At 64.8% G+C, this 19,426-nt stretch carries 14 protein-coding genes and 1 pseudogene; 9 read left to right on the forward strand and 6 right to left on the reverse strand.

Going from position 1 to position 19,426, the window contains the following annotated elements; all coding sequences use genetic code 11:
- Positions 1–78: 78 nt before the first annotated feature.
- Positions 79–2,573 (reverse strand): annotated as a pseudogene (locus AC1DEY_RS01625) (CocE/NonD family hydrolase).
- 121 nt (positions 2,574–2,694) lie between these two features.
- Here AC1DEY_RS01625 and AC1DEY_RS01630 point away from each other — a divergent pair.
- A complete protein-coding gene (locus AC1DEY_RS01630) occupies positions 2,695–3,333 on the forward strand; it encodes a TetR/AcrR family transcriptional regulator (protein ID WP_476866481.1) in 639 nt (212 codons plus the stop codon).
- 179 nt (positions 3,334–3,512) lie between these two features.
- On the opposite strand, the gene AC1DEY_RS01635 is transcribed toward AC1DEY_RS01630, so the two are convergent.
- A complete protein-coding gene (locus AC1DEY_RS01635) occupies positions 3,513–4,001 on the reverse strand; it encodes a hypothetical protein (protein ID WP_476866482.1) in 489 nt (162 codons plus the stop codon).
- 96 nt (positions 4,002–4,097) lie between these two features.
- On the opposite strand from AC1DEY_RS01635, the gene AC1DEY_RS01640 reads away from it, so the two are divergent.
- Both AC1DEY_RS01640 and AC1DEY_RS01645 read left to right on the forward strand, forming a co-directional pair.
- Positions 4,098–4,355 (forward strand): hypothetical protein, encoded by a 258-nt coding sequence (locus AC1DEY_RS01640; RefSeq protein ID WP_476866483.1) that lies wholly within the window; start codon positions 4,098–4,100, stop codon positions 4,353–4,355.
- A gap of 309 nt (positions 4,356–4,664) precedes the next feature.
- Positions 4,665–5,654, forward strand: a complete 990-nt coding sequence (locus tag AC1DEY_RS01645; RefSeq protein WP_476866484.1) for a response regulator — start codon at positions 4,665–4,667, stop codon at positions 5,652–5,654.
- Between the two features lie 8 nt (positions 5,655–5,662).
- Here AC1DEY_RS01645 and AC1DEY_RS01650 read toward each other — a convergent pair whose 3' ends face one another.
- From AC1DEY_RS01650 to AC1DEY_RS01660, 3 genes are all read right to left on the reverse strand, one after another.
- Positions 5,663–7,060: an MFS transporter gene (locus AC1DEY_RS01650; RefSeq protein WP_476866485.1), complete on the reverse strand. Its 1,398-nt coding sequence runs from the start codon at positions 7,058–7,060 to the stop codon at positions 5,663–5,665.
- 116 nt (positions 7,061–7,176) lie between these two features.
- Positions 7,177–8,709: a hypothetical protein gene (locus AC1DEY_RS01655; RefSeq protein WP_476866486.1), complete on the reverse strand. Its 1,533-nt coding sequence runs from the start codon at positions 8,707–8,709 to the stop codon at positions 7,177–7,179.
- A 64-nt stretch (positions 8,710–8,773) separates the two neighbouring features.
- Positions 8,774–11,509, reverse strand: a complete 2,736-nt coding sequence (locus AC1DEY_RS01660) for an MGH1-like glycoside hydrolase domain-containing protein (RefSeq protein ID WP_476866487.1) — start codon at positions 11,507–11,509, stop codon at positions 8,774–8,776.
- A 402-nt stretch (positions 11,510–11,911) separates the two neighbouring features.
- Between AC1DEY_RS01660 and AC1DEY_RS01665 the strand changes: the two genes are divergently transcribed.
- The 3 genes from AC1DEY_RS01665 to AC1DEY_RS01675 all read left to right on the forward strand — a co-directional run bounded on the left by AC1DEY_RS01665 (position 11,912) and on the right by AC1DEY_RS01675 (position 13,710).
- Positions 11,912–12,424 carry an SRPBCC family protein gene (locus tag AC1DEY_RS01665; RefSeq protein ID WP_476866488.1) on the forward strand — a complete coding sequence of 171 codons (513 nt, stop codon included), beginning with the start codon at positions 11,912–11,914 and terminating at the stop codon, positions 12,422–12,424.
- 170 nt (positions 12,425–12,594) lie between these two features.
- A complete protein-coding gene (locus tag AC1DEY_RS01670; protein WP_441410720.1) occupies positions 12,595–12,813 on the forward strand; it encodes a three-helix bundle dimerization domain-containing protein in 219 nt (72 codons plus the stop codon).
- A 201-nt stretch (positions 12,814–13,014) separates the two neighbouring features.
- The gene (locus AC1DEY_RS01675) at positions 13,015–13,710 is read left to right on the forward strand and encodes an alpha/beta hydrolase (RefSeq protein ID WP_476866489.1); all 696 of its coding nucleotides are present in this window, start codon (positions 13,015–13,017) and stop codon (positions 13,708–13,710) included.
- Between the two features lie 169 nt (positions 13,711–13,879).
- Here the strand turns inward: AC1DEY_RS01675 and AC1DEY_RS01680 are convergent, their stop codons facing one another.
- Entirely contained in the window at positions 13,880–14,389 is a 510-nt protein-coding gene (locus AC1DEY_RS01680; protein ID WP_476866490.1) for an SRPBCC family protein, read from the reverse strand.
- 776 nt (positions 14,390–15,165) lie between these two features.
- Here AC1DEY_RS01680 and AC1DEY_RS01685 point away from each other — a divergent pair.
- From AC1DEY_RS01685 to AC1DEY_RS01695, 3 genes are all read left to right on the forward strand, one after another.
- On the forward strand, positions 15,166–17,364 hold the full coding sequence (locus AC1DEY_RS01685; protein ID WP_476866491.1) for an MMPL family transporter: 2,199 nt from the start codon (positions 15,166–15,168) through the stop codon (positions 17,362–17,364).
- Positions 17,365–17,463: 99 nt separating this feature from the next.
- The gene (locus tag AC1DEY_RS01690; protein WP_476866492.1) at positions 17,464–18,639 is read left to right on the forward strand and encodes a sensor histidine kinase; all 1,176 of its coding nucleotides are present in this window, start codon (positions 17,464–17,466) and stop codon (positions 18,637–18,639) included.
- Positions 18,636–19,295 (forward strand): response regulator transcription factor, encoded by a 660-nt coding sequence (locus AC1DEY_RS01695; RefSeq protein ID WP_476866493.1) that lies wholly within the window; start codon positions 18,636–18,638, stop codon positions 19,293–19,295. Before AC1DEY_RS01690 ends, AC1DEY_RS01695 begins: the two co-directional genes overlap by 4 nt.
- Positions 19,296–19,426 lie beyond the last annotated feature (131 nt).

Here is a 19,426-nt window from a genome sequence, read left to right on the forward strand (position 1 = left end):
AATACCGAGCAGCCCCATGGTGCAGCTCACACGATATGGGCCCGGCTCTAAGTGGTCTGCAGACCCCGCGCCTGAGGCTCACGACACCGCTGACTCGGGACCGGTCTGCGCGGCCGCCGCCCTGAGGATCCACGTGCGGAACTCCACCGCGAAGTGTTCCAGGTGCTGCTGGATTACATCCGGCCCGCAGGTGACGGGCAACGTGACCGAAAGTATCGCGGTGAACCCGTCGGGTTCCTCATTGAACGCGTTCGCGATCGAGCCGACGACGGTTCCGTCTTCGAGGAGCATCTGGGATCGGCGGCCGGCCGGCTTCGCGGTGGTGCCGGACGGCAGCGTCTCCTCGACCACGACGCTGTCATCCCACTCGCGCATGAAGAATGAGCAGACGTACTCCCCGAGCGTTTCGACGATGTTCACGGCGCGTCCCGGCTCCGCGTGAATCGAGTAGTGCTCTGGATGTCCTGCCAGCATGACGTCCTCGCGGCCGAAGGCGTGTGCGAGCCAACCGGTGAACTGCGCTGCCGTGATGCCGTGTGCGCGGAGCCTTGTGGTACCGGTCGTCTCCTGACCGCCGGAACGTTCGACGTTGGTCCGGAGGAAGGCGTCGCCGGCCGCGATCTCGTCGCGCAGGAGTTCCACAAGATATTCGCGGCCGAGCTTCCCCTTCAGCAGTCCCAGTGCTCTGCGGGCGGAGAACAGTTCGAAGCCGTCGATGCTGTCGTCGGTGTCCTCACCGACGAGGCGCACCCAGTGGTCTGGCGCGGATTCCACGGGCGCGTTGGTGTCGATGTTCATCGTGGTCCATCCGTCCTCCGAGCGCTCCAGCTGCGGTTCGAGGTCCTGGATGGGCAGCTGCAGGTACGAGGCGTGCTCGCCGCCGGTGTGGATGACGTGCCTGCCGGTGTTGGCGCCGACGTACTCGCGGATAGCCGGCATCAGGGTGCCGAGCAGGTTGCGGGAGCTGATGATGAAGCGCAGTTGCTCGCCGGGGTGGAACGCGAGACCGATTGGGAACAGGTCGATCTCGATCTCGACGATTTCGCCGGGCGAGAGCTTCTGGACCCGGTCGAAGCTGTGCGCCGGGATGTCGGTCGTAGTCAGTGCTTCATCGAGGTGGCGCGCCGAGACGCGCAGCCGCCCATCGGATCCTTTGTACCTGAGGATGGTCGCTCCGTGGTCGGTGAGGTCGTGGGCCATTGCGCTCTGGTTGGGGACGGTGAAGGCCTGCAGTGGGGTTCCGTAGGCGTCGAGCTTCTGCACCAAAACGAACAGGTCCATGTCGTCGGCGCCGTCGGCTTCGACCCAGAGGTGCGCTTGGGGTAGCCGACCATCACTGTCTCCTGATCGAACCGGGTCAGGAATGAGACCGCGTTCGGGTTAGCTGCAACGTCGTAGCCTGCCGTGGACTCCCGGGCCGGCACGTCGGTGGTCAAGGTGCGCGAGCGGGCGTCGAGGTAGAACTTCGTGGACACGACGTCCTTTGGCGGGAATGCGTCCGCGGGTACCCCGGTCTGGTCGCCGCCTTCGAGGTCGAGGACTGAATAGCGCACACGCGGCGTGGTTTCCCAGCCGTTGTTCTCATCTTTCAAGTAGCGGTCGAAGAATCGGCGCAGGTCCTCTACGTTGGCTTCGTCGTAGTAGTCCGGCCATTCCTGTCCGTTGTGGATCCGCAGCCATTTTTCCTCTGAAGCGATTCGGCGCCAGGCGCGGAACGTTCCCGCCGTGTGGAGTGTGTTCGAGTAGCTGGCCACGATGTACGCCGGTACGGTGATGCGGTCAAAGGCGGGAATCTTGTTCTCCCACAGCTCGTTCATCAACGGGTAACGCGCCGCTTCGGAGAGGATGTCTTCTTTCTGGTTCCTACCGAAGAAGCTGCCTTCCTGCAGCTGCTGAGCGAAGCCGGTATCGGGCATGCCGCCGCGCATCACAAGATCACGGTAGACATCACTCACGCCCTCCCACGGGTTGATCGCCGCCAAGTGTGGTGGCTGCTCGGCCGCTGTGAACCACTGAGAGGCGGCCAGGTAGGACGTTCCGCTCATGCCCACCTTGCCGGAGCACCAGGACTGTTCCGCGAGCCACTCGATCAGGTCGTAGCAGTCGCGCCCTTCCTGGCGATCCCAGAGCACGCTGTCGCCCTCGGAGTCGACCACGCCGCGGATATCTGGGTTGCAAACCGCGTACCCCCGCGCGCACCAGTAGGCCGGATCCGGGGCCTCGAACTTTTCCAGACCTGAGACGATGCTGTTGTCCAGGCCTACCAGGCCGAAGACCCCCATCACGCTGGCAGAGGTTCCTTGGCCTTTGCCGTACGGGCTCCACGCCACGATGACCGGCACGATTTCAGCACCGACGGGACGAAATACGTCGACGTGGATCGTCACACCGTCGCGCAAGTCGACGGCAACATCCTTCTCGAAAACAACATCGACCGGCAGAGGCCGGAACTGAGGCGCTACCTGGAAGCCCGCCTCCAGCGTTCGGGTGCCCGGATCGAAGCCGGTCAGCAGGCCCGTGCGGGCTGCCGGCAGCGGATGGGATGGGACGAATATCTTCTGCTCTGCGCTCATAACGGGCTCCTTTTGGCTCGTGCCCCTGGGACAACTCTCGATTCGATGCGAGCGTACGCCGTCTCAGTCAGTTAAATCAACAGCTGTTGAGAAAACTGTCGGATCGAACTAGATTTGGGGTATGACGATCAACGACAACACGGCACCCAAGGTGCGCCGGGGGCGGCGGCCCGGAACGTCGAACACGCGCCAGGACATACTCGAGGCCGCTCGTGCACGTTTTGCGAACGACGGGTTTGCCGCCACTACGATTCGGCTCGTTGCCGCGGACGCCTCGGTGGATGCATCCCAGGTGATGCAGTTCTACCGCTCCAAGGACGAGCTCTTCGCCGCCGTCATGGCCATTCCGCCCGAGGCGCTTGAGCGGTTCAATACGGCGTTCGAAGGGCCCGACGACGACCTGGGCGAACGGGTCGTCCGCGCCTACCTGGCCGCTTGGGAGGGGGCGCAGGAAGTGTCGGAGCCCCTCATGGCGATGCTGCGCGGTGCGATCGTCAACGAAAGCGCTGCCGAGCAGCTGCGCAGCTTCATCCAGTCCCGGCTCCTCGAGGGAACCCGCCAACGCATGGACACCGACGCCGCGCTGCGCGCGGGCCTCGCCTCATCCATGCTCGTCGGTGTCGTCACGGGCCGGCAGATCATCGGCGTACCCACACTCCTCACGGCAGGAACCGAAGAACTCGTCGCTGTCCTGGCCCCGGCCATCCAACAAATCCTGGTACCGCAACCGCCTCGAGCCGAGCCGGCCATCCGCCCATGAGTCCGTTCGACGCCCACGTGTACTGACGCGAAACTCCCGCCCATCGAAGCGGGGCCGGACGCGAACTCTGCGCCAAGCCCCTCGCGTGAAGTGATCGCCGGGCGACGTTCGCTAACGTCGCGGAGACTCGGCAGCCTGGCCGCCACTCGGGTCTGGCGTCCCCATGCCCTCTGATTGCCTCAGGGCTGGGCCTCTGTGGAGGCGGCGTACGCGTCGGGGTCCGCGCCGCCGGTGCGCCTCACGTCGGACGGCACGGGCTCGTCGTCCGGCCGGTGAAAATAAAGCCACGCCGCGACTCCTGCAGTCACTGCGACAGCTGCCACCCCGGCAATCATCCATGCTTTCCCGGATGCCGTCTGCCACGACGCAACCCTGGCGGGTGCCTTAGCTGGCGGAACAACTTTCGGTGCAACGCGTTTCAAGCCCTCCTGAACACGGGGAGCCAAAGTTTCCACTCCGCCGGCGAGCTCTTCAGCGAGCCGCCGAAGACCGGTCTGGATCATCGGGGAGGCAGACTCAATCCCGGCATCGAGCCCCGCCACCACTCTTTTCAATGCCGCCTCGACCTCGGGAGTGGCCCACTCCCGTCCTTGCGTGAGCTGAGACACGAGATTCTCTGAAAGATGGCGGACCTGATCCGCCTGGGCCGTGGGTTTTGACGTGCGCATGAGGGCCTCCTCGATGTGATGGATTCCCCTAGCCTACGGCGGCCAGCGCCAGCGAAACAGGCCCCCGCCGCCGTCAAACCCGATGGACGCCGCAAGGTGCCCGAGATAACCGAGACCGCCGCCGTCGCCGATCTTCAGTCAGCAGCAGCGCAGCTGAGGTACCTGATCGACGCCGGAATCGGCGTCGACCTGGATGACTACGGGACAGCTTATTCGTCCCCGGTCATCTCGCGGCCCCTTCCCCCCCCCGACCAGCTCGACACTGCTCAGCGGGAGAAACAGGCAGGCTGTCACCGACGGCCCACCAACCGGCTGCCCTCTCCTGTTCACGCAGCGTTCACGCCCCGGGCGTAGGCTGGCCGCGTGAAAGAGTTCACAGACGACACCGGCATCCCGTCATGGATCGGGCATCAGGCTGGACCCACCTGCGGACCGGCCAGGCGGTGACCGCAGCCGATTAAGGACACCCTGCGAGCGCCGGAACCATCGATGACATCACCCCGGATGCACTCATCCTCGGGGTCAGGCTGCCCGGGGCCTCCCCGCGCCGCCTGTTCATGTGCACTGACCAGGTGCAAATCCTCCCCATCCACTCAGGCCGCGTGCATCGGGGCGAACCAAGCGCCTCCGGGTCAAGTGAGCCCAGGACTGGAAGGGCATGTCATGGCCGACCCAGGCACACTTTTCAACCATTTGACCTCCGGGCACGGCGTCTTCCTGCTGGACGACCACGAAGTCGTCCGCTTGGGTCTGCGCCGCCTTCTTGCACACGCCGGAATTCCCGTGCTGGGCGAAAGCGCATCCGCGCGGCAGGCGGTGCGGAGGATTCCGGCCCTGCGCCCGCAACTCGCCATCCTTGATGATCACCTCCCGGATGGCACCGGCGCCGACGTGTGCAGGGCTCTCCGGGCCGCCGACCCGTCGATCCGCTGCCTCATCCTGGTCGACACGGCGGACGAGGACGCATTGACGGCGGCGGTGCTCTCCGATGCCTGGGGATGCCTGTCCAAGCAGGATGACAATCGCGAACAGCTGAGGTTGATCCGCCGGGCACTGGCCGGGGGCTTGGCCTTTAGTAACAGGTTCCGGCACCTTCTCCAACAGAGCGGGACCTCCCCTCGGAATCTGCCGCCGGAGAGCAAGCTCCATAGCCTGACCAGGCAGGAAACAAATGCTGTCATAGGCCTCGGTAAAGGGATGAGCAACCGACAGATCGCTCAGGACCTGAAAATCACCGAGAAGTCCGTCAAGAACCTTGTCGCCAGCGCCCTGGCCAAGCTCGGGATGGTCGGCAGAACCCAGGCCGCCGTCCTTATCGCTACCTCGGCGGACCGGACACATGGGCCAGGCTACGGCTACCTCCGATCCTCTGAGATGACCGCCCGAGCCGCTGCCGCGCTGGAGAACTGCACCCACGATGGCGCGGTACCGATCGATGATGCCTCCCGAGCCAAAGCCCTTGGCGCCCTGGCAACGGCACTTACCGATTTCAGGACCGTCCGCAACTCCGGGCCGAGATCCGCTGAGATGGCTACTACCCCGGCGGCCTTCCCGGGAGGCCGCCCGTCGAACACCCTAGGCGGGTGGCCCGGGATCCGTGATGGCAATGCCCGAGATCCCAGGCGGCCCCGCCATGAAATAGCTGCCCCCTGATTCGAGGGTCAGTCGGGCGGGGCGTCGGACTTCGCAGGGACCAGGTTGACGGGGAGCATGAACGCTGCCACGAGACCGACGAGTCCCAACACGGCGAGGGTGATCATCGCGGCACCGTAGGACCAGGTCAGGAGGATCGTCCCCGCCACGGCGGTGCCGATCGATGAGCCCAGGTTCGACACGCTGCGCGACAGACCGGAGATCTCACCCTGCAGCTCGTCTGGGAAGCTCGACTGGACCAGGTTGACGGATGGGGTCAGCATCGCACCCACTCCCAGCCCGATCAGCAAGAGCCCGGGGGCGAAGGCCCATGCGGTCGGATTCCCTTGCACCATGGCGATGAGCAAGGCGATCCCGCACAGCGTGACGCTGAAGCCGACGATGACCAGAGTGCGTTGGGTGTGCCTTTTCGCGAGCCGCTCTGCCGCGATCGATGAGACGAGGATCCCGGCGGTGGCCGCCGTAAAGATCACACCGGTCTCGATCGCGTTGTACCCGCGCACGACTTGGAGGTAAGCCGACACGGTGAAAGAGGTCCCCAGCAGGATCAGCCATTGCACGTTCTGCGTGATGAGGCCGAGATTCGATGTCCGATTCCGGAAAAGCCCGGTGGACAGCAGCGGCTGCTCGCCTTTACGCTCCTTGGCGCGCACGTGGGCGAAGAACCAGAGCAGAAGCAGCGCTCCGGCCACCATGAAGACCACCATCAGCAACAGGTCGTTGTCCGCCAGCATGATGCCGGTGACGAAGACCACCAGACCAGCGGCAGAGAGGACAGCCCCCATGGAGTCGAACGGCTGACTCGGATCCGCAGGCAACGGGTCCTGCACTGCGCGGCGGCTCAGCAAGATGATGATCACGATGATCAGTGCCTGGAAGATGAAGGCCGCCCGCCAGCTGATCGCGGTGGTGATGAGCCCGCCAATCAGCGGCCCCGCGGCCGCCCCGATTCCTCCCATGCCGCTGATCACTCCGAAGGCCCAGGCACGGGAGGTCACGTCCGCGAACAGCATGGTCGTCAGAATATAGACCGGTGGGATCAGAAGGGCCGTACCGATACCTTCAAGGATCGAGTTGCCGACTATCAGCACGAACAGGTTCGGCGCCGCCGCACTCATCACCGCACCGACCCCGTACAGCGAGAGGCCGATGATGAATAGTCTCTTGCGACCCCAGATATCCGTCAGCTTGCCGCCCGGAATCATCAGCGCGGCCATGACCAGCAAGAAGATCGTGATGGCTGCCTGGATTCCTTCGACGGTTGTGTTCAGATCCTTGCTCATGTCGTTGATCATGACGTTCATGTTCGAGCCCGCGAAGCTGCAGATGAACTGCGCCAAGGCGAGCGGCACGAGGACCCTGCGCAGTTCCTGCTTCGTCCGTCCCGTGACGATGTTTCCGGCCATTCCAAACTCCTTTCGAGGTGTCCGCGATGCCTCCCACGGCCGACCGTCGGAGCGCTGGAGTGGGAGGGTGGCGACCGTCTTACCGGACGGCACAACGGCAGGCGCCTAGGGGCCCTTCAGTCGTTGTTGCCGCGTTCTGGCGATCGGTCGAGGCGGAGCAGATGCCATTGCCAGGCCTCGAGTCGGACGAACAGCCCGTCGCTGAGATCGTTACCGGCGCGATCGAAACTTATTTCCCGGGTCGGGTCCGTCAGCTGCCACCGGTGACCGCGCAGATCCGGCCACGGTGCCCTCACATGACCTGTTGCGGGCGCATCGCTCAGATTGACCACGATCAGCCACCGAGTGGCACCGTCCCAGCTCCAAGCGACGAGATTTTCGAAGCTGTTGTCCCCCGGCCACCCCGACCGTTCACACAATTGCCAGTGACCGTCACGAAACGTCGGGTCAGCGACAGCTGCCAAGAGCCGGCGGTAAAAGGCGGCCAGCTGGTCATCGACCGGCTCGGTGGGGAAGCGACCGAGGAACACCGGAAGGCGTACCCGCCACCCGAGCAGCTGGCCGTGGTGAATGAGCCGTGCCCCGGTCTGGGTCAGTGCCGTCACCGCCGCAGCCTCTTGGCGGCCGGCCGTGAACGCCGACGCGGCCCGGGGCTCGTCGTGATTCTCCACGAACCGGACGAGGGCGTTCTGATAAGCGGGCTCGGCCAGCAGGTGGAGCCTCACCTCGTCGGCACTGCCGGCGAGAAGGCGGTCATACAAACGCTTGTCGTAGCAGTAGTCGAAGCCCTGCTGCATGAGAGACCACTCAAGATCCCAATAGGCTTCCGCGATGAAGGCGAAACCGGGGTGGCTTTCACGAACGGCGCTGATCACTGTAGGCCAGTACTCCGAGCTCGGTGCAGGACCGACCCGAGATCCCCAAGTGCGGGCGAAAATGTCGTTCATGACCAACATCGCCATGTCGCAACGCACCCCGTCGCACTGATCGGCGATCGATTTCACCGTCTCCACCGCCGCCGCTCGCAGGGCGGGGTCGAAGGCGTTGAGCTGCACGACGTCGGGCCACGCCGGGAAGTAGGGGTCCCGCCCGTTGGCGAGCACCCGGCCGCCCACCTCGACGAAGGACGCCGGATCGAGGTCCCGATCCGCGGCGGTCCCCTGTACGAAGAGCTCGGGTGTCCCCGTGGTCCACGGATGATCCGGGGCGACATGGTTGGGCACGAAGTCCAGGATCAACCGGACACCTCGCTCCGCCAGCTCTTCCCGGGCGGCGGAAAGCCCGGCCGGGCCACCCAGGCGGTCATCGACCACATAGTCCCTGACGCAGTACGGCGACCCGACGACATCCTCGGCACGCCAATCGGGAAGAGCTGCCTGGAAATCGGACCGCAGGGCCGGGTTTTCCAATGCGATCCTGATTCCGGCGGGGCTGCGACGCCAGACCCCCATCAACCACACCGAATCGAACCCCAGACCTGCAATCTCGTCCCAGTGCCGTTTCGGGACGGAGCCCAGATCGATTTGCGCGTTTTCTTCGACGCTGATTGATTCGAGCCAGGCCCATGTGTTGATCTCGTAGATAAACGGGTGGGCCACTGGTGGCGACAGCCCCGGTGGTCGGACCGCCACTACCATCTCGTCCATCATCGTGCCGTCGCCCCTCATGGCTCTCCGGAAACGGCCTTGTCCCTCAGGATTGTTTGACATCGGTTCACGGCTCCGTTTCCGGTGGTCCGGTCGTGGCGGTCGGTCCCGAGTTGTCCTGATTGTCCGGGCTGTCTGGATCGTCCGTGAATGCCATCCGGTAGCTCTGGCGGGGTGGGTCGAGGAGGAGGTCCGCGACCAGAGCCGTCCATCCGGTCTGGTGCATGGCACCGAGTCCGGCCCCGTTGTCGCCGTGGAAGTACTCGTAGAAGAGCAGGTTGTCCTTCCACGCGGGATCGTTCTGCAACAGGTCGACACCCCCATAGACCGGTCTGCGTCCGTCCGGGCCCGGGAGCCAGATGCTCACCAGCCGATCGGTCAGGTCACCGGCTATCTCTCGCAGGGTCAGGTGGTGGCCGGAGCGGGTGGGATATTCGACGGTGAAGTCGGGGCCGAAGAACTGGTCGTACTGCAGGAGTGCCCGGATGGTGAGGTAGTTGACCGGCAGCCACACCGGTCCCCGCCAGTTGGAATTGCCGCCGTACATCGCGGTCCGCGACTCGGCAGGTTCGTACTGGATGGTCGCGGTGGGGAGCCCCGGAACCGTGTAGGGCGTGTTGTGCCGCTTGGAGATCGATCGCAGCCCGTGGGGAGACAAGAATGCCTCCTCGTCGAACAGGGTACCGAACAGCCGGACGAGCTTGTCCATCGGGAGGACTGACAGCAGCGTCCGCCGGGAGTCCCCGGTGCCGCGCACCTGCCACTCGAGAATCTGGTGCCGGTCCGTCTGTTCCAACCGGCTGGCGAACCGCTTCCGCAGCCGGCGGTTCCGGTCCGTGTCCTGGGTAGGGAGCACCACCGCGGGCAGCGCAGGGATCAACCCGACGAGGGTCTGCACCTTGATCGGAACGCTGATTCCATAGGGGTCGGTGAGCCGGTCATAGAAGAAGCCGTCCTCGGTGTCATAGCAGCCTGAATCCTCCAGCGCGTCCATGATCAGCACGGTCTGTTCCAGGAATTTCACGACCATGTCCTCATAGACATCGTCATATTCGGCGAGTTTGGTGGCCAGGGTGAGCATGGCCACGGAGTAGTACGCCATCCACGCGGTGCCGTCGGCCTGGTCCAGCTTAAAGCCGGGCGGCAGGTGTGAGCGGTCGATCGGGCTGATGTTGTCCAAACCCAAAAAGCCGCCGCCGAAGAGGTTGTTCCCGTCGGGGTCCTGCCGGTTGAGCCACCAGGTGAAATTCAGCAGCAGCTTGTTGAACACCCGTTTCAGGAAGTGCAGGTCGGTGCCACCGTCGATGACGAAGACCCGGATGGCGGCCAGCGCATGGACGGGTGGATTGACATCGTCGAAGCTCCACTCATACGACGGCAGCGCACCGTTCGGATGCTGGAACCACTCCCGAAGGAGCACCAACAGTTGGTATTTGGCGAACGCGGGATCCAGGTGGGCCCAGGTGACGGCGTGAAACGCCAGATCCCAGGCCGCGAACCACGGGTACTCCCACGGGTCGGGCATGGCCAGCACGTCGAAGGAGTCCAGGTGCCGCCACCCCGTGTTCCGGCCGTTTCGATGCCCGGCCGGCGGCGCCGGTTGGCCGGGGTCACCGTCCAACCACCGGTTCACCCGATACGGGTACATCTGCTTGCTCCAGATAAGCCCCGCGCAGGACTGCCGCATCACCCGCATCGGCTCGGGGCCGATCTCAGAGGGGGCAATCGCCGCGTAGAACTCGTCCGCTTCCCGTTCCCGGTCTGACATGACGTCATCGAAATAAGAGTCGAACCACTGGGCCGGGGCTGGGGTTTGGTCCGGGATCGGCCGGTGCAGCCGCAGCCGCAGCTCGGTCCGGCCACCGCCCGGCACGGTCACCTGATACCACCAGGCTGCCTTGGTCCCCTGATGTTGCGGATTCACGGTGTCCGCGCCGGAGACCACGTGATCGTTGATGCCGTCCTTGGGATAAGCGGTGACCGGTGCCGCCCCGAACAGTCGGGCCGTGTTCGTCTCGTTGTCGCAGAACAACGCCTGCGGCCGCACTCCCTCCTTGGTGGGAACGGCGTCGAGCCTGTAGCCGGACAGCCGTGGGTGCTCGACGGCGACCCCGTCGCCGTCCAGGAACAACGACGGCGCCTCACCGCCGTTGACCCGCCACGTGTTGCGGAACCACAGGGTGGGCAGCACCGAAAGTACCGCTTCCTCGGAGGAATGGTTCTCGATGGTGATCCGGGCAAGTACCTCGGTCGGTGAGGCCTTCGCGTACGCGACATCCACGGACCAGTACCGGCCGCCGTCGAAGACGCCGGTATCCATCAACTCGAATTCGGGTTCGTCCCGGGACCGACGGGCGTTCTCGTCGATCAGCCGCTGATAGGGAAATGCTGCCTGCGGGTAGTGATACCGCCACCGCAGCCATGCATGGCTGGGCAGCGCATCCGGGTACCACCAGTATTCCTTGACGTCTTCCCCATGGTTGCCCTGCGGCCCAGTCAGCCCGAACATCCGCTCCTTAAGGATTGGATCGGCTCCGTTCCACAGCGCCAAACCCAAGCACAGGTCGTGGTGAATATCGGACAGCCCCGCCATGCCGTCTTCGTTCCACCGGAACGCACGGGACCGGGCTTGATCATGCGGAAAATACTCCCACGCGTCGCCGTTGTCGCTGTAGTCTTCCCTAACCGTGCCCCAGGCCCGCTCCGACAGGTACGGCCCCCACTCGTACCAAGGATTCGCCTCGAACAGGACGTCCTCCGCCGCGCCCGTGGCCTCGGCCAGCCGGGCATGTTCAGCGGTCACATCTCGAGGTGCAGCGGGCGGAATCGTGTCGTCGGTCATGACGTCCTCTCAGGAAGCGCTGACAGCCGAACTTCTCAAGACAGGCCCCGATGGTGACCCACGATCTTGGTCACCATCGAACTTCAACGACGCGATACGCCGCGCCAGGTGTGCCCATTTAGCCCGATGTTATCAACCGGAACATCGCTCCGGTCGCTCCGGAGCAACTATTCACCTGACGTTCACATCGTCCAAGCACTAGTGGACTTTGAGTGGCTGGATGGGCGTCAAAATGACCCTCAGTTGGGTCTGGCTCCGGCGGACTTACATGAGCACCCTGCTTCGCGGACCGTCGCGCAGCTCACATGACATGGGTGCGAATCCTTGATGATGCGGCTCAGGCCGACGGATAAACTTGCAGGCATGGAATCGTTCGAGGCGGAGGCCCTTATCCTTGCCGGGACTGGCACGGTGTGGGACGTCATCACCGACGGGGGCAATTTCCCGGTCTGGGATTCCGGGATCACAGAAGTCAGCGGCGAGGTGGGCCACGGCGAGCGGATCCGGGTCCGGACCCGCGACGGCGGCAAGCGGACCTTCCGGCTCCGGGTCGATCAGACCCCTGGAGCGCGCATGACATGGACCGGCGGGCTGCCGCTTGGGCTGCTTCAGGTCGAGCGGACTTTCTCGCTGACGGATTACACAGGCATGACCCATCTAAGGGTCAAGGACTCGGCCGCAGGTCCGCTGCGGGGTCTGGTCCGGAAAACGGCGCCGGGCACCTACCCGGCCCTGACCGGGTACGTCGACGCCGTCAAATTCCGGGCCGAACTGATCAGTTTCCACCTCGAACGCGGGGTCTTTCCCCGTCCGTCCCAGATGACGCGGTCGGCCCCAGGCGATACGGGACCGGCAGCCGCCGCGGCTCGAAGTTAACCACCCTACGCCGTCAATAGTCAGCGGCAGCTCGAATACGGTGTCCCGCCGTCGAGGTGGCCCTTGGGGATCAGCCGCGTGCGCGGACCCGCGACCTTGGGCCGGCCCTGCCGCGGCAACCCGCAAGTAAACTGATGGACGCCGCGGGTGCCTGCCCTCAGACTGTGTGAATGGACGACACGGAAAAGAACGACACCATCGCCAAAGTCACGGACCGGCTCGCCGCACGCTTCCCCGACGCACCCCGCCCCATGGTTGCCCAGGTCGTCGGGGAAGAATATGAATCTCTGGATGGCAGCAGGATCCGAACCTACATCCCGACCCTCGTGGAACACGGAGCCAAGAACAGACTCAACGGCGAGTTTGCCGCCCAGACCGCGGCAAACTGACATCACCGGAGCCACGATCCGAGGCAGCCAGGGACGAAAAGCTGACGCCCTTGGCTGGGGGCTTCGTCCTGAGCCGTGGAACAGGCGACCAAAGGCGGTCTGGCGTGGCGTCTGGGCAATTCCCGGTCAACGGACCCTAGTAGCGTGACGGCAGCCGGGCTAGCATCCGGCTGTTACTGCCTTTCGAAACAGGAGAATTCCATGCCCGAAGAATCAGTAAAGAACGTCGTGCTCGTCCACGGCGGCTTCGTCGACGGATCAGGCTGGCAGGGCGTCTACGACCTGCTGACCGCCGACGGTTACAGCGTCAAGATCGTCCAAAACCCGACCGTCTCCCTTGCCGGCGACGTCGCCGCCACGAAGATGGCGATTAATGCTTTCGAGGGCCCCGTCGTGCTCGTCGGCCACTCCTACGGAGGCGTCGTCGTCACCGAGGCCGGGACCGAGGAGAACGTCTCAGCCCTCGTCTACATCGCCGGGTTCGTCCCCGACACGGACGAATCGGTGAACACCCTGATCGCCGATCCGCCGCCCGGCGCGCCGGTGCCCCCGATCCTTCCGCCCCAGGACGGGTTCCTCTTCCTGGACCGCGAAAAGTTCGCCGCCTCATTCGCCGGAGATGTACCGCCAGGGCAGGCGGCCTTCATGGCAGACTCGCAGGTCCCCTGGGGCGTCGACGCCCTCCAGGGAACAGTCACCAAGCCCGCCTGGCGGGACCGGCCCAGCTGGTACCTGCTCACCACGGAAGACCGGATGATCCCGCCTGCCGCGCAGCAGGCAATGTCGGCACGGGCCGGTTCAGCGGTCACCGAGGTGGCGGCAAGCCACTCCGTCTACGTCTCCCAGCCTCAAGCCGTGGCCTCAATCATCAAGGAAGCCGCCGCCCAGCGCCGGTAGCACTCCGAAGTCCACTTCCGACCACTTGCACAAGCCCCGAACCCACATGGTCCGGGGCTTGTGTGGCGCAACGTCAGGCCGCCACCAGTGGAGCCGTCGCAGAGCATGGCCGAGAGGACGACCAGACGGCGCATGGCTCTCATGGACGCTCGCGCAGTGTCGATTCAGCTTATGAGCCCGTGGGTCGAAGGTGTCGGCTGAGAATTTCGGCGCGTTTCCTGACGGCGTTAACGTAATCGATGAAAGCCTGCTGCGTGTCGGACACGAACTCCCAGAGCAGGAGACCGCAAAGCGGGCCCGTGAACTCTTCTTTTACGCTCAGGTGTGTCGTGCCGCCGCCCACGGGTTCAAGTGTGAAGGTGCGCACGCCGGTGAGCAGGCCCAGGGGCATGCCCTGGGTCCAGGTCATCACTTCGCCGGGCATCTGCTGGACGTGCAGCCGGATGGTGCGGTTCCCTCCGGTGTGGGTGCGGATTCTGATGGTGCCACCGTTGCGCAACTCGCCCCTGATATGGGTGATGCCGGATTCCCAGACGGTGTAGTTCCGCGCATCGGTGATAATGTCCCAGACGGTGGAGCTCCGGGCGTTGATCAGTGTCCTGGCCTCGACGGAGTGCCTGGACTTACCTTGTCCCTGGCCGGGAGGACGCCGGGTTGTGGGCACCTGGTCTGTAGACATCAGCCCGCAGCCCAAGGCATTGGTCGCGCTACAGGACCTCCGTCGCGGCCATACAGGCGGCCGACGTCGCCATGGCCGACAGCACCGGCAAGGGGCAGCACCGTGTTCCGGACGCCCCTGCCACCGCGGCCCTCCGCGGGCGGCAGGCCGTGCAACACCGGCACGACGTTCCCTACTGGTTCTTCTGACAAGTGGATTCTCCTTTTCAAAACGGAGTGATAGCCGGATATTAGCCCGGCTTCCTGAGCGCAACCAGAGTCCATTTGACCAGTTCATGCCTCGCAGCCGCCGCCCGGCCCGAGTCCGCTGCGAGCACGCCCTCGACGGCCGGGAACCAGACGGTCCCCTGACTCAAAGGAAGAGCCAATCGAGGACAAGGACAACCCCGCTGGATGTATAGGTACAAGGCCAACGACGCCCGCCACCCACACAACTTCATCGGCCACCGCGGCGGCCAGGCACCAGCCGCAACAAGCGTCAGAGAGGGCCCAGCCGGGGCAATGTACACACGTTAAAAGCAAAACCCCTCTGACGAGGGAGGATGCTGTGCCCGAGTAAGCCGGGGTACGGCCGGTCAGCCGCAGCATCCGGCGCCCTGCGCCGCTCAGGCCCTCGCAGGCCGATCGCAGTATGGCCTTGCGCCAGGACTACTCCAAACGCAGTACATCGATCGATCGGATCGAACGATTCCTGCGAGACGGCATTTGGGGAGCATTAGAGAGTAGCCAGCCGCCCCAACGGTGCAGCGGCACCCCCTAAATACCTTGGAGTGCATCATGCCTAATGTCCTTGCCGCGATCGGGCGCTTCAGCGCCCGGCACCGGTCCATCATCATCGCCGCGTGGGTGTTGATCTTCGCGGTGTTCACCGGCATCACCGCCACATCGTCCGACATGAGCGGCTCGACGGGCGGCATGCCCGCGACGAGCGCAGCGAATGCCCTCGCGACAGTGCAGCAGAAGTTCCCCGACATGAACAGCAACCCGGACAAGAAGACGCTGCAGCTCGTTATCGAGACACACGGCAGCGCGAAGGTCACCGACGCTGACACGAAGGCGGCCATCGACTCGACCCTGACCCAGGCCGAAGCGCTGCCGCACGTGAAATCGGTCAGCGACCCGTACAACGTTCAACGCCCCTTCATTTCCAAGGACGGCACCACAGTCGTGTCCACCCTGGAGTTCACCGGTATCACCGATGACAATGCCGCGGAAACCTACGAAAAGGTCGTCGGCTTCGCCCAGGACCAGGGCTCCCAGTTCACCACCCAGGTCGGCGGAGCCATCGCGAAGGACAGCTACGCAGCGTTCGGCCCTGGTGAGGCCGCTGGTATCCTCATCGCGTTCCTGGTGCTGCTCATCACGTTCGGGTCGCTGGTCGCGGCCGGCGCAAATATGCTCGTCGCCATCTCCGGCGTCGCCATCGGCACGATCGGCGTCGTCGCCTGGTCCGCGGTCCATCCCATCGACTCCACCACGATCACCCTGCCGAGCATGCTGGGGCTGGCAGTCGGAATCGACTACTCCCTCTTCATCCTCACCCGGTTCCGCGCAGAACTACGCGCCGGGCGGACAGTCGACGACGCCGTGTCCCGCGCCACCGGGACTGCCGGAACGGCCGTCATCTTCGCGGGCCTGACCGTGATCATCGCGCTCGTCGGTCTCTGGATCACCAACATCCCCGCCATCCGCGACATGGGCCTGGCCGGGGCCTTCGCCGTCATCGTGGCCGTCTTGATGTCACTGACGCTGCTGCCCGTTCTCATGAAGTCCCTGGGGTTGAAGGCGCTCTCGCGCAAGGACCGCAGGAAGCTGCTGGACGGCCAGATCCAGGAAACAGAGCTGACGCGCCGCTCCTTCGTTGGCGGCTGGAGCAAGGCGGTCACTCGCCGTCCTCTGCCGATGCTGCTCGGAGCAGTGGCGGTCCTCGCCATCTTGGCCGTTCCGTTCATGAGCATGAAGACGGCCGCGAACATCCCCGGCGGAAGCAGCCCCGACTCCACCCAGCGGCACGCCTACAACCTCATCGTGGACAAGTTCGGCGGGGTGCAGTCGCCCCTGATGGTCCTGGCAGAAGGCGACAACATTTCCGGCCGGATCAAGACCATCGAGACCGAACTCACGGGACTCGACCACGTCGCCGCCGTCATTCCCGGCGCCGTGGACCGGGCTGGCGACGCGGCCCTCATCACGGTCATTCCCGCCGGAGGCCCCATCGACGAGGGCACGAAAGAACTCGTCCAAAACATCCGCGACGACGCCTCCAGCATCAGCGGAGTGCACCTGGAAGTTACCGGTGAGACCGCGATCGGTCTCGACGCCACGGCCCTTATGACCCAGGCCCTGATCAAATACGTCGCCGTGATCGTTGTCCTCTCCTTCCTGCTGATGATGGTGATGTTCCGGTCGCTGCTCGTGCCCCTGTTCGCCACCGCGGGGTACCTGCTCTCGCTCGGAGCCGCATTCGGAGCTCTCACCGCCGTGTTCCAGTGGGGCTGGCTCAAGGGCATCATTCAGGCACCTCAGGGCGACCCGATGATGAGCCTGCTGCCGATCATCCTTGTCGGGGTGCTGTTTGGCCTGGCCATGGACTACCAGGTGTTCCTCGTCTCACGTATCCGCGAGGAATACGTCGGCGGCCGGTCCCCGAAGGACGCGATCATGACCGGTTTCCGAAAGTCCGGGCCCGTGCTCATTGCTGCCGCGCTGATCATGGGCTTCGTGTTCGGCGGCTTCGCCTCCAGCACGATGACGTTCGCAGCCGAGACCGCGTTCGGACTCCTGGTCGGAGTCCTGGCCGACGCCTTCCTGGTGCGAATGATCATCATGCCGGCCCTGCTCTCGCTGGCCGGACACGGTGCCTGGTGGCTCCCGGGATGGCTCGACAAGATCCTGCCCAATCTGGACACCGAGGGCCACGGCCTCGGCGACGCGCACGAGGACGCCCCGGAGGAACGCGCTCTCGTGAACGCCTGATGACCACACCATGACGGAAGGGCCCCGCAGCACTGCGGGGCCCTCTCTTCCGTCCCATTGCAGAACAGGAAGAAGCAGCGAGTGAACGATAATCATGGGATGACATCAAGCACCGCCGCGTTGGCATCGCCGACGCTGGCATGGTTTCTGCGCGGCCAACTCCTCGACCGTGTGGTTCTGATACTGAGCTGGGCCGCTGTTGTCACCGAGATCTTCGTGCTGGGGCTGTCCGGTGAACCGCTTCTCGGCTACACGGGGGTCGTTCTGGTGGCGGCGGGCCTCATCCTGGGCCGATTCCACCGCATGCCCGGATTGATCGTCGTCGTGCTCGGCGCGGTCGCGGCAGCCCTCCTCGCGACCGAGTTCGTGGCGATGTGGACTGTCGTCGTCTTTACCTTGTTCTCCGTGACCGTCCGAGGTACCCGCGCCATAGTCGCGCTGCTGATCGCCGGCATTCCTGTGTACATCTCCCTGGTGATCCGGGAGCACTGGGACTTTCAGGCGTCCGGGGCCCTCGTGGCCTCGGCATGCTGTGCAGTAGGTGCCGCCGTCGGAAGCGCTGTGCGCGCCCAGCAGGGATACCTTGAGTCCATGAAACAACGCGCGCTCGACGCCGAAGCCACAGCTGACCTGGCTGTCGCACGCGGAATCGCTGACGAGCGGGTGCGCATAGCCCGCGACCTCCACGACGTCGTGGGCCATGAGGTCGCCGTGCTCGGGATGCATCTTGGCGTGGCCGAGGTGAGCCTCCCCGCCGGAGACACGGCAGCCCGCACGGCGCTGGAATCTGCCCGTGCCAGCGTCCGCCGTGTGCTGCACGAAACGCAACTGATCCTCGCTGTGCTCCGCCGCGGCGGCGATGACGACGATCCGCACCGCCCGACACCTGATCTCGCGCAGATCCCGGCACTGATCGAAACGTTCCGCGCCGCGGGTGTAGCTGTGGATTTCGACATCGACGCAGACATCGGGGAGCTGGATCCGACGGCGGGCCTGGCTGCCTTCCGGATCGTGCAGGAGGCACTGACGAACGCGCAGCGGCACGGCCGGGGACCGGTGAAACTGGCCATCCGCTCTGCTGACGGACACCTGAGCATTGTGGCGGAGAACGATTGCGCAAGTACACGGAAGACCAGCGGTGAGGGCAGAGGCTATGGATTGGTGGGGATGCGTGAACGCGCGCGCTCGGCCGGAGGCCGTTTGACTATCGATGACGACGGCGGCAGGTTCCGCGTCACGGCGACCCTGAAGACGGACGGAGGGATGATCCAATGATCCGCGTACTGATTGTCGATGACCAGGAAATGATCCGGGTCGGCCTGCGCGCGATTCTGCAGGCCCAGCCCAACATCACCGTGACGGCCGAGGCCGGCGACGGACTGGAGGCGGTCCGCCTGCTCGGCGAACTGGACGTTGACGTGGTCCTGATGGACATCCGCATGCCCGGCGTCGACGGCGTGGAAGCGACCCGCCGGATCCGGCAAAGCATCCCGGCCGAACGCGTCCGCATCATCATCCTGACAACATTCGATCACGACGAGACCGTCTTTGCCGCGCTGCGGGCCGGAGCCAACGGCTTCCTCAGCAAGGGTGTGGGACCCGCAGAACTCGCGGCCGGAATCGAGGAGGTCGCCGCCGGAGGTGGTGCCCTCTCCGCCACTGCCGCCGCCGCGCTGATCGACCGGGTCGCCGAGGAGCGGCAGGCCGACGTCGACCCCGCCCTGACGGACTTGTTCTCCGCCCTCACGCCCAAAGAGCGCGACGTCGTCATCGCTATTGCCACGGGCCAGACCAACCAACAAATCGCCGAAACCATGTTTGTCTCGCCCTATACGGTCAAGACCCACGCCAACCGGGCCATGACGAAGGTGGGAGCCAGAGACCGCGCCCAACTGGTTGCCTATGCGTACCGTGCAGGTCTCGCTTCCTGACCCACCTGATGCCTCTCACGCGGGCATACCTTCCAGGGCTTCGTTCGCCGACATGTCGCGCGGCTCCGAAGGCTGTTGACGCATAGAAACCATAGGATCGGCCATGCCCTGCGGCTGGACGGAATGGCAGC

The organism is Arthrobacter sp. 05T47, from assembly GCF_056395825.1.

Coding starts and splice junctions, on each gene's coding strand:
- AC1DEY_RS01680 (WP_476866490.1), bottom strand. CDS start 14,389: ATGTCTACAGACCAGGTGCCCACAACCCGGCGTCCTCCCGGCCAGGGA.
- AC1DEY_RS01670 (WP_441410720.1), top strand. CDS start 12,595: ATGGACGACACGGAAAAGAACGACACCATCGCCAAAGTCACGGACCGG.
- AC1DEY_RS01650 (WP_476866485.1), bottom strand. CDS start 7,060: ATGGCCGGAAACATCGTCACGGGACGGACGAAGCAGGAACTGCGCAGG.
- AC1DEY_RS01695 (WP_476866493.1), top strand. CDS start 18,636: ATGATCCGCGTACTGATTGTCGATGACCAGGAAATGATCCGGGTCGGC.
- AC1DEY_RS01635 (WP_476866482.1), bottom strand. CDS start 4,001: ATGCGCACGTCAAAACCCACGGCCCAGGCGGATCAGGTCCGCCATCTT.
- AC1DEY_RS01690 (WP_476866492.1), top strand. CDS start 17,464: ATGACATCAAGCACCGCCGCGTTGGCATCGCCGACGCTGGCATGGTTT.
- AC1DEY_RS01655 (WP_476866486.1), bottom strand. CDS start 8,709: ATGATGGACGAGATGGTAGTGGCGGTCCGACCACCGGGGCTGTCGCCA.
- AC1DEY_RS01675 (WP_476866489.1), top strand. CDS start 13,015: ATGCCCGAAGAATCAGTAAAGAACGTCGTGCTCGTCCACGGCGGCTTC.
- AC1DEY_RS01685 (WP_476866491.1), top strand. CDS start 15,166: ATGCCTAATGTCCTTGCCGCGATCGGGCGCTTCAGCGCCCGGCACCGG.
- AC1DEY_RS01645 (WP_476866484.1), top strand. CDS start 4,665: ATGGCCGACCCAGGCACACTTTTCAACCATTTGACCTCCGGGCACGGC.
- AC1DEY_RS01665 (WP_476866488.1), top strand. CDS start 11,912: ATGGAATCGTTCGAGGCGGAGGCCCTTATCCTTGCCGGGACTGGCACG.
- AC1DEY_RS01630 (WP_476866481.1), top strand. CDS start 2,695: ATGACGATCAACGACAACACGGCACCCAAGGTGCGCCGGGGGCGGCGG.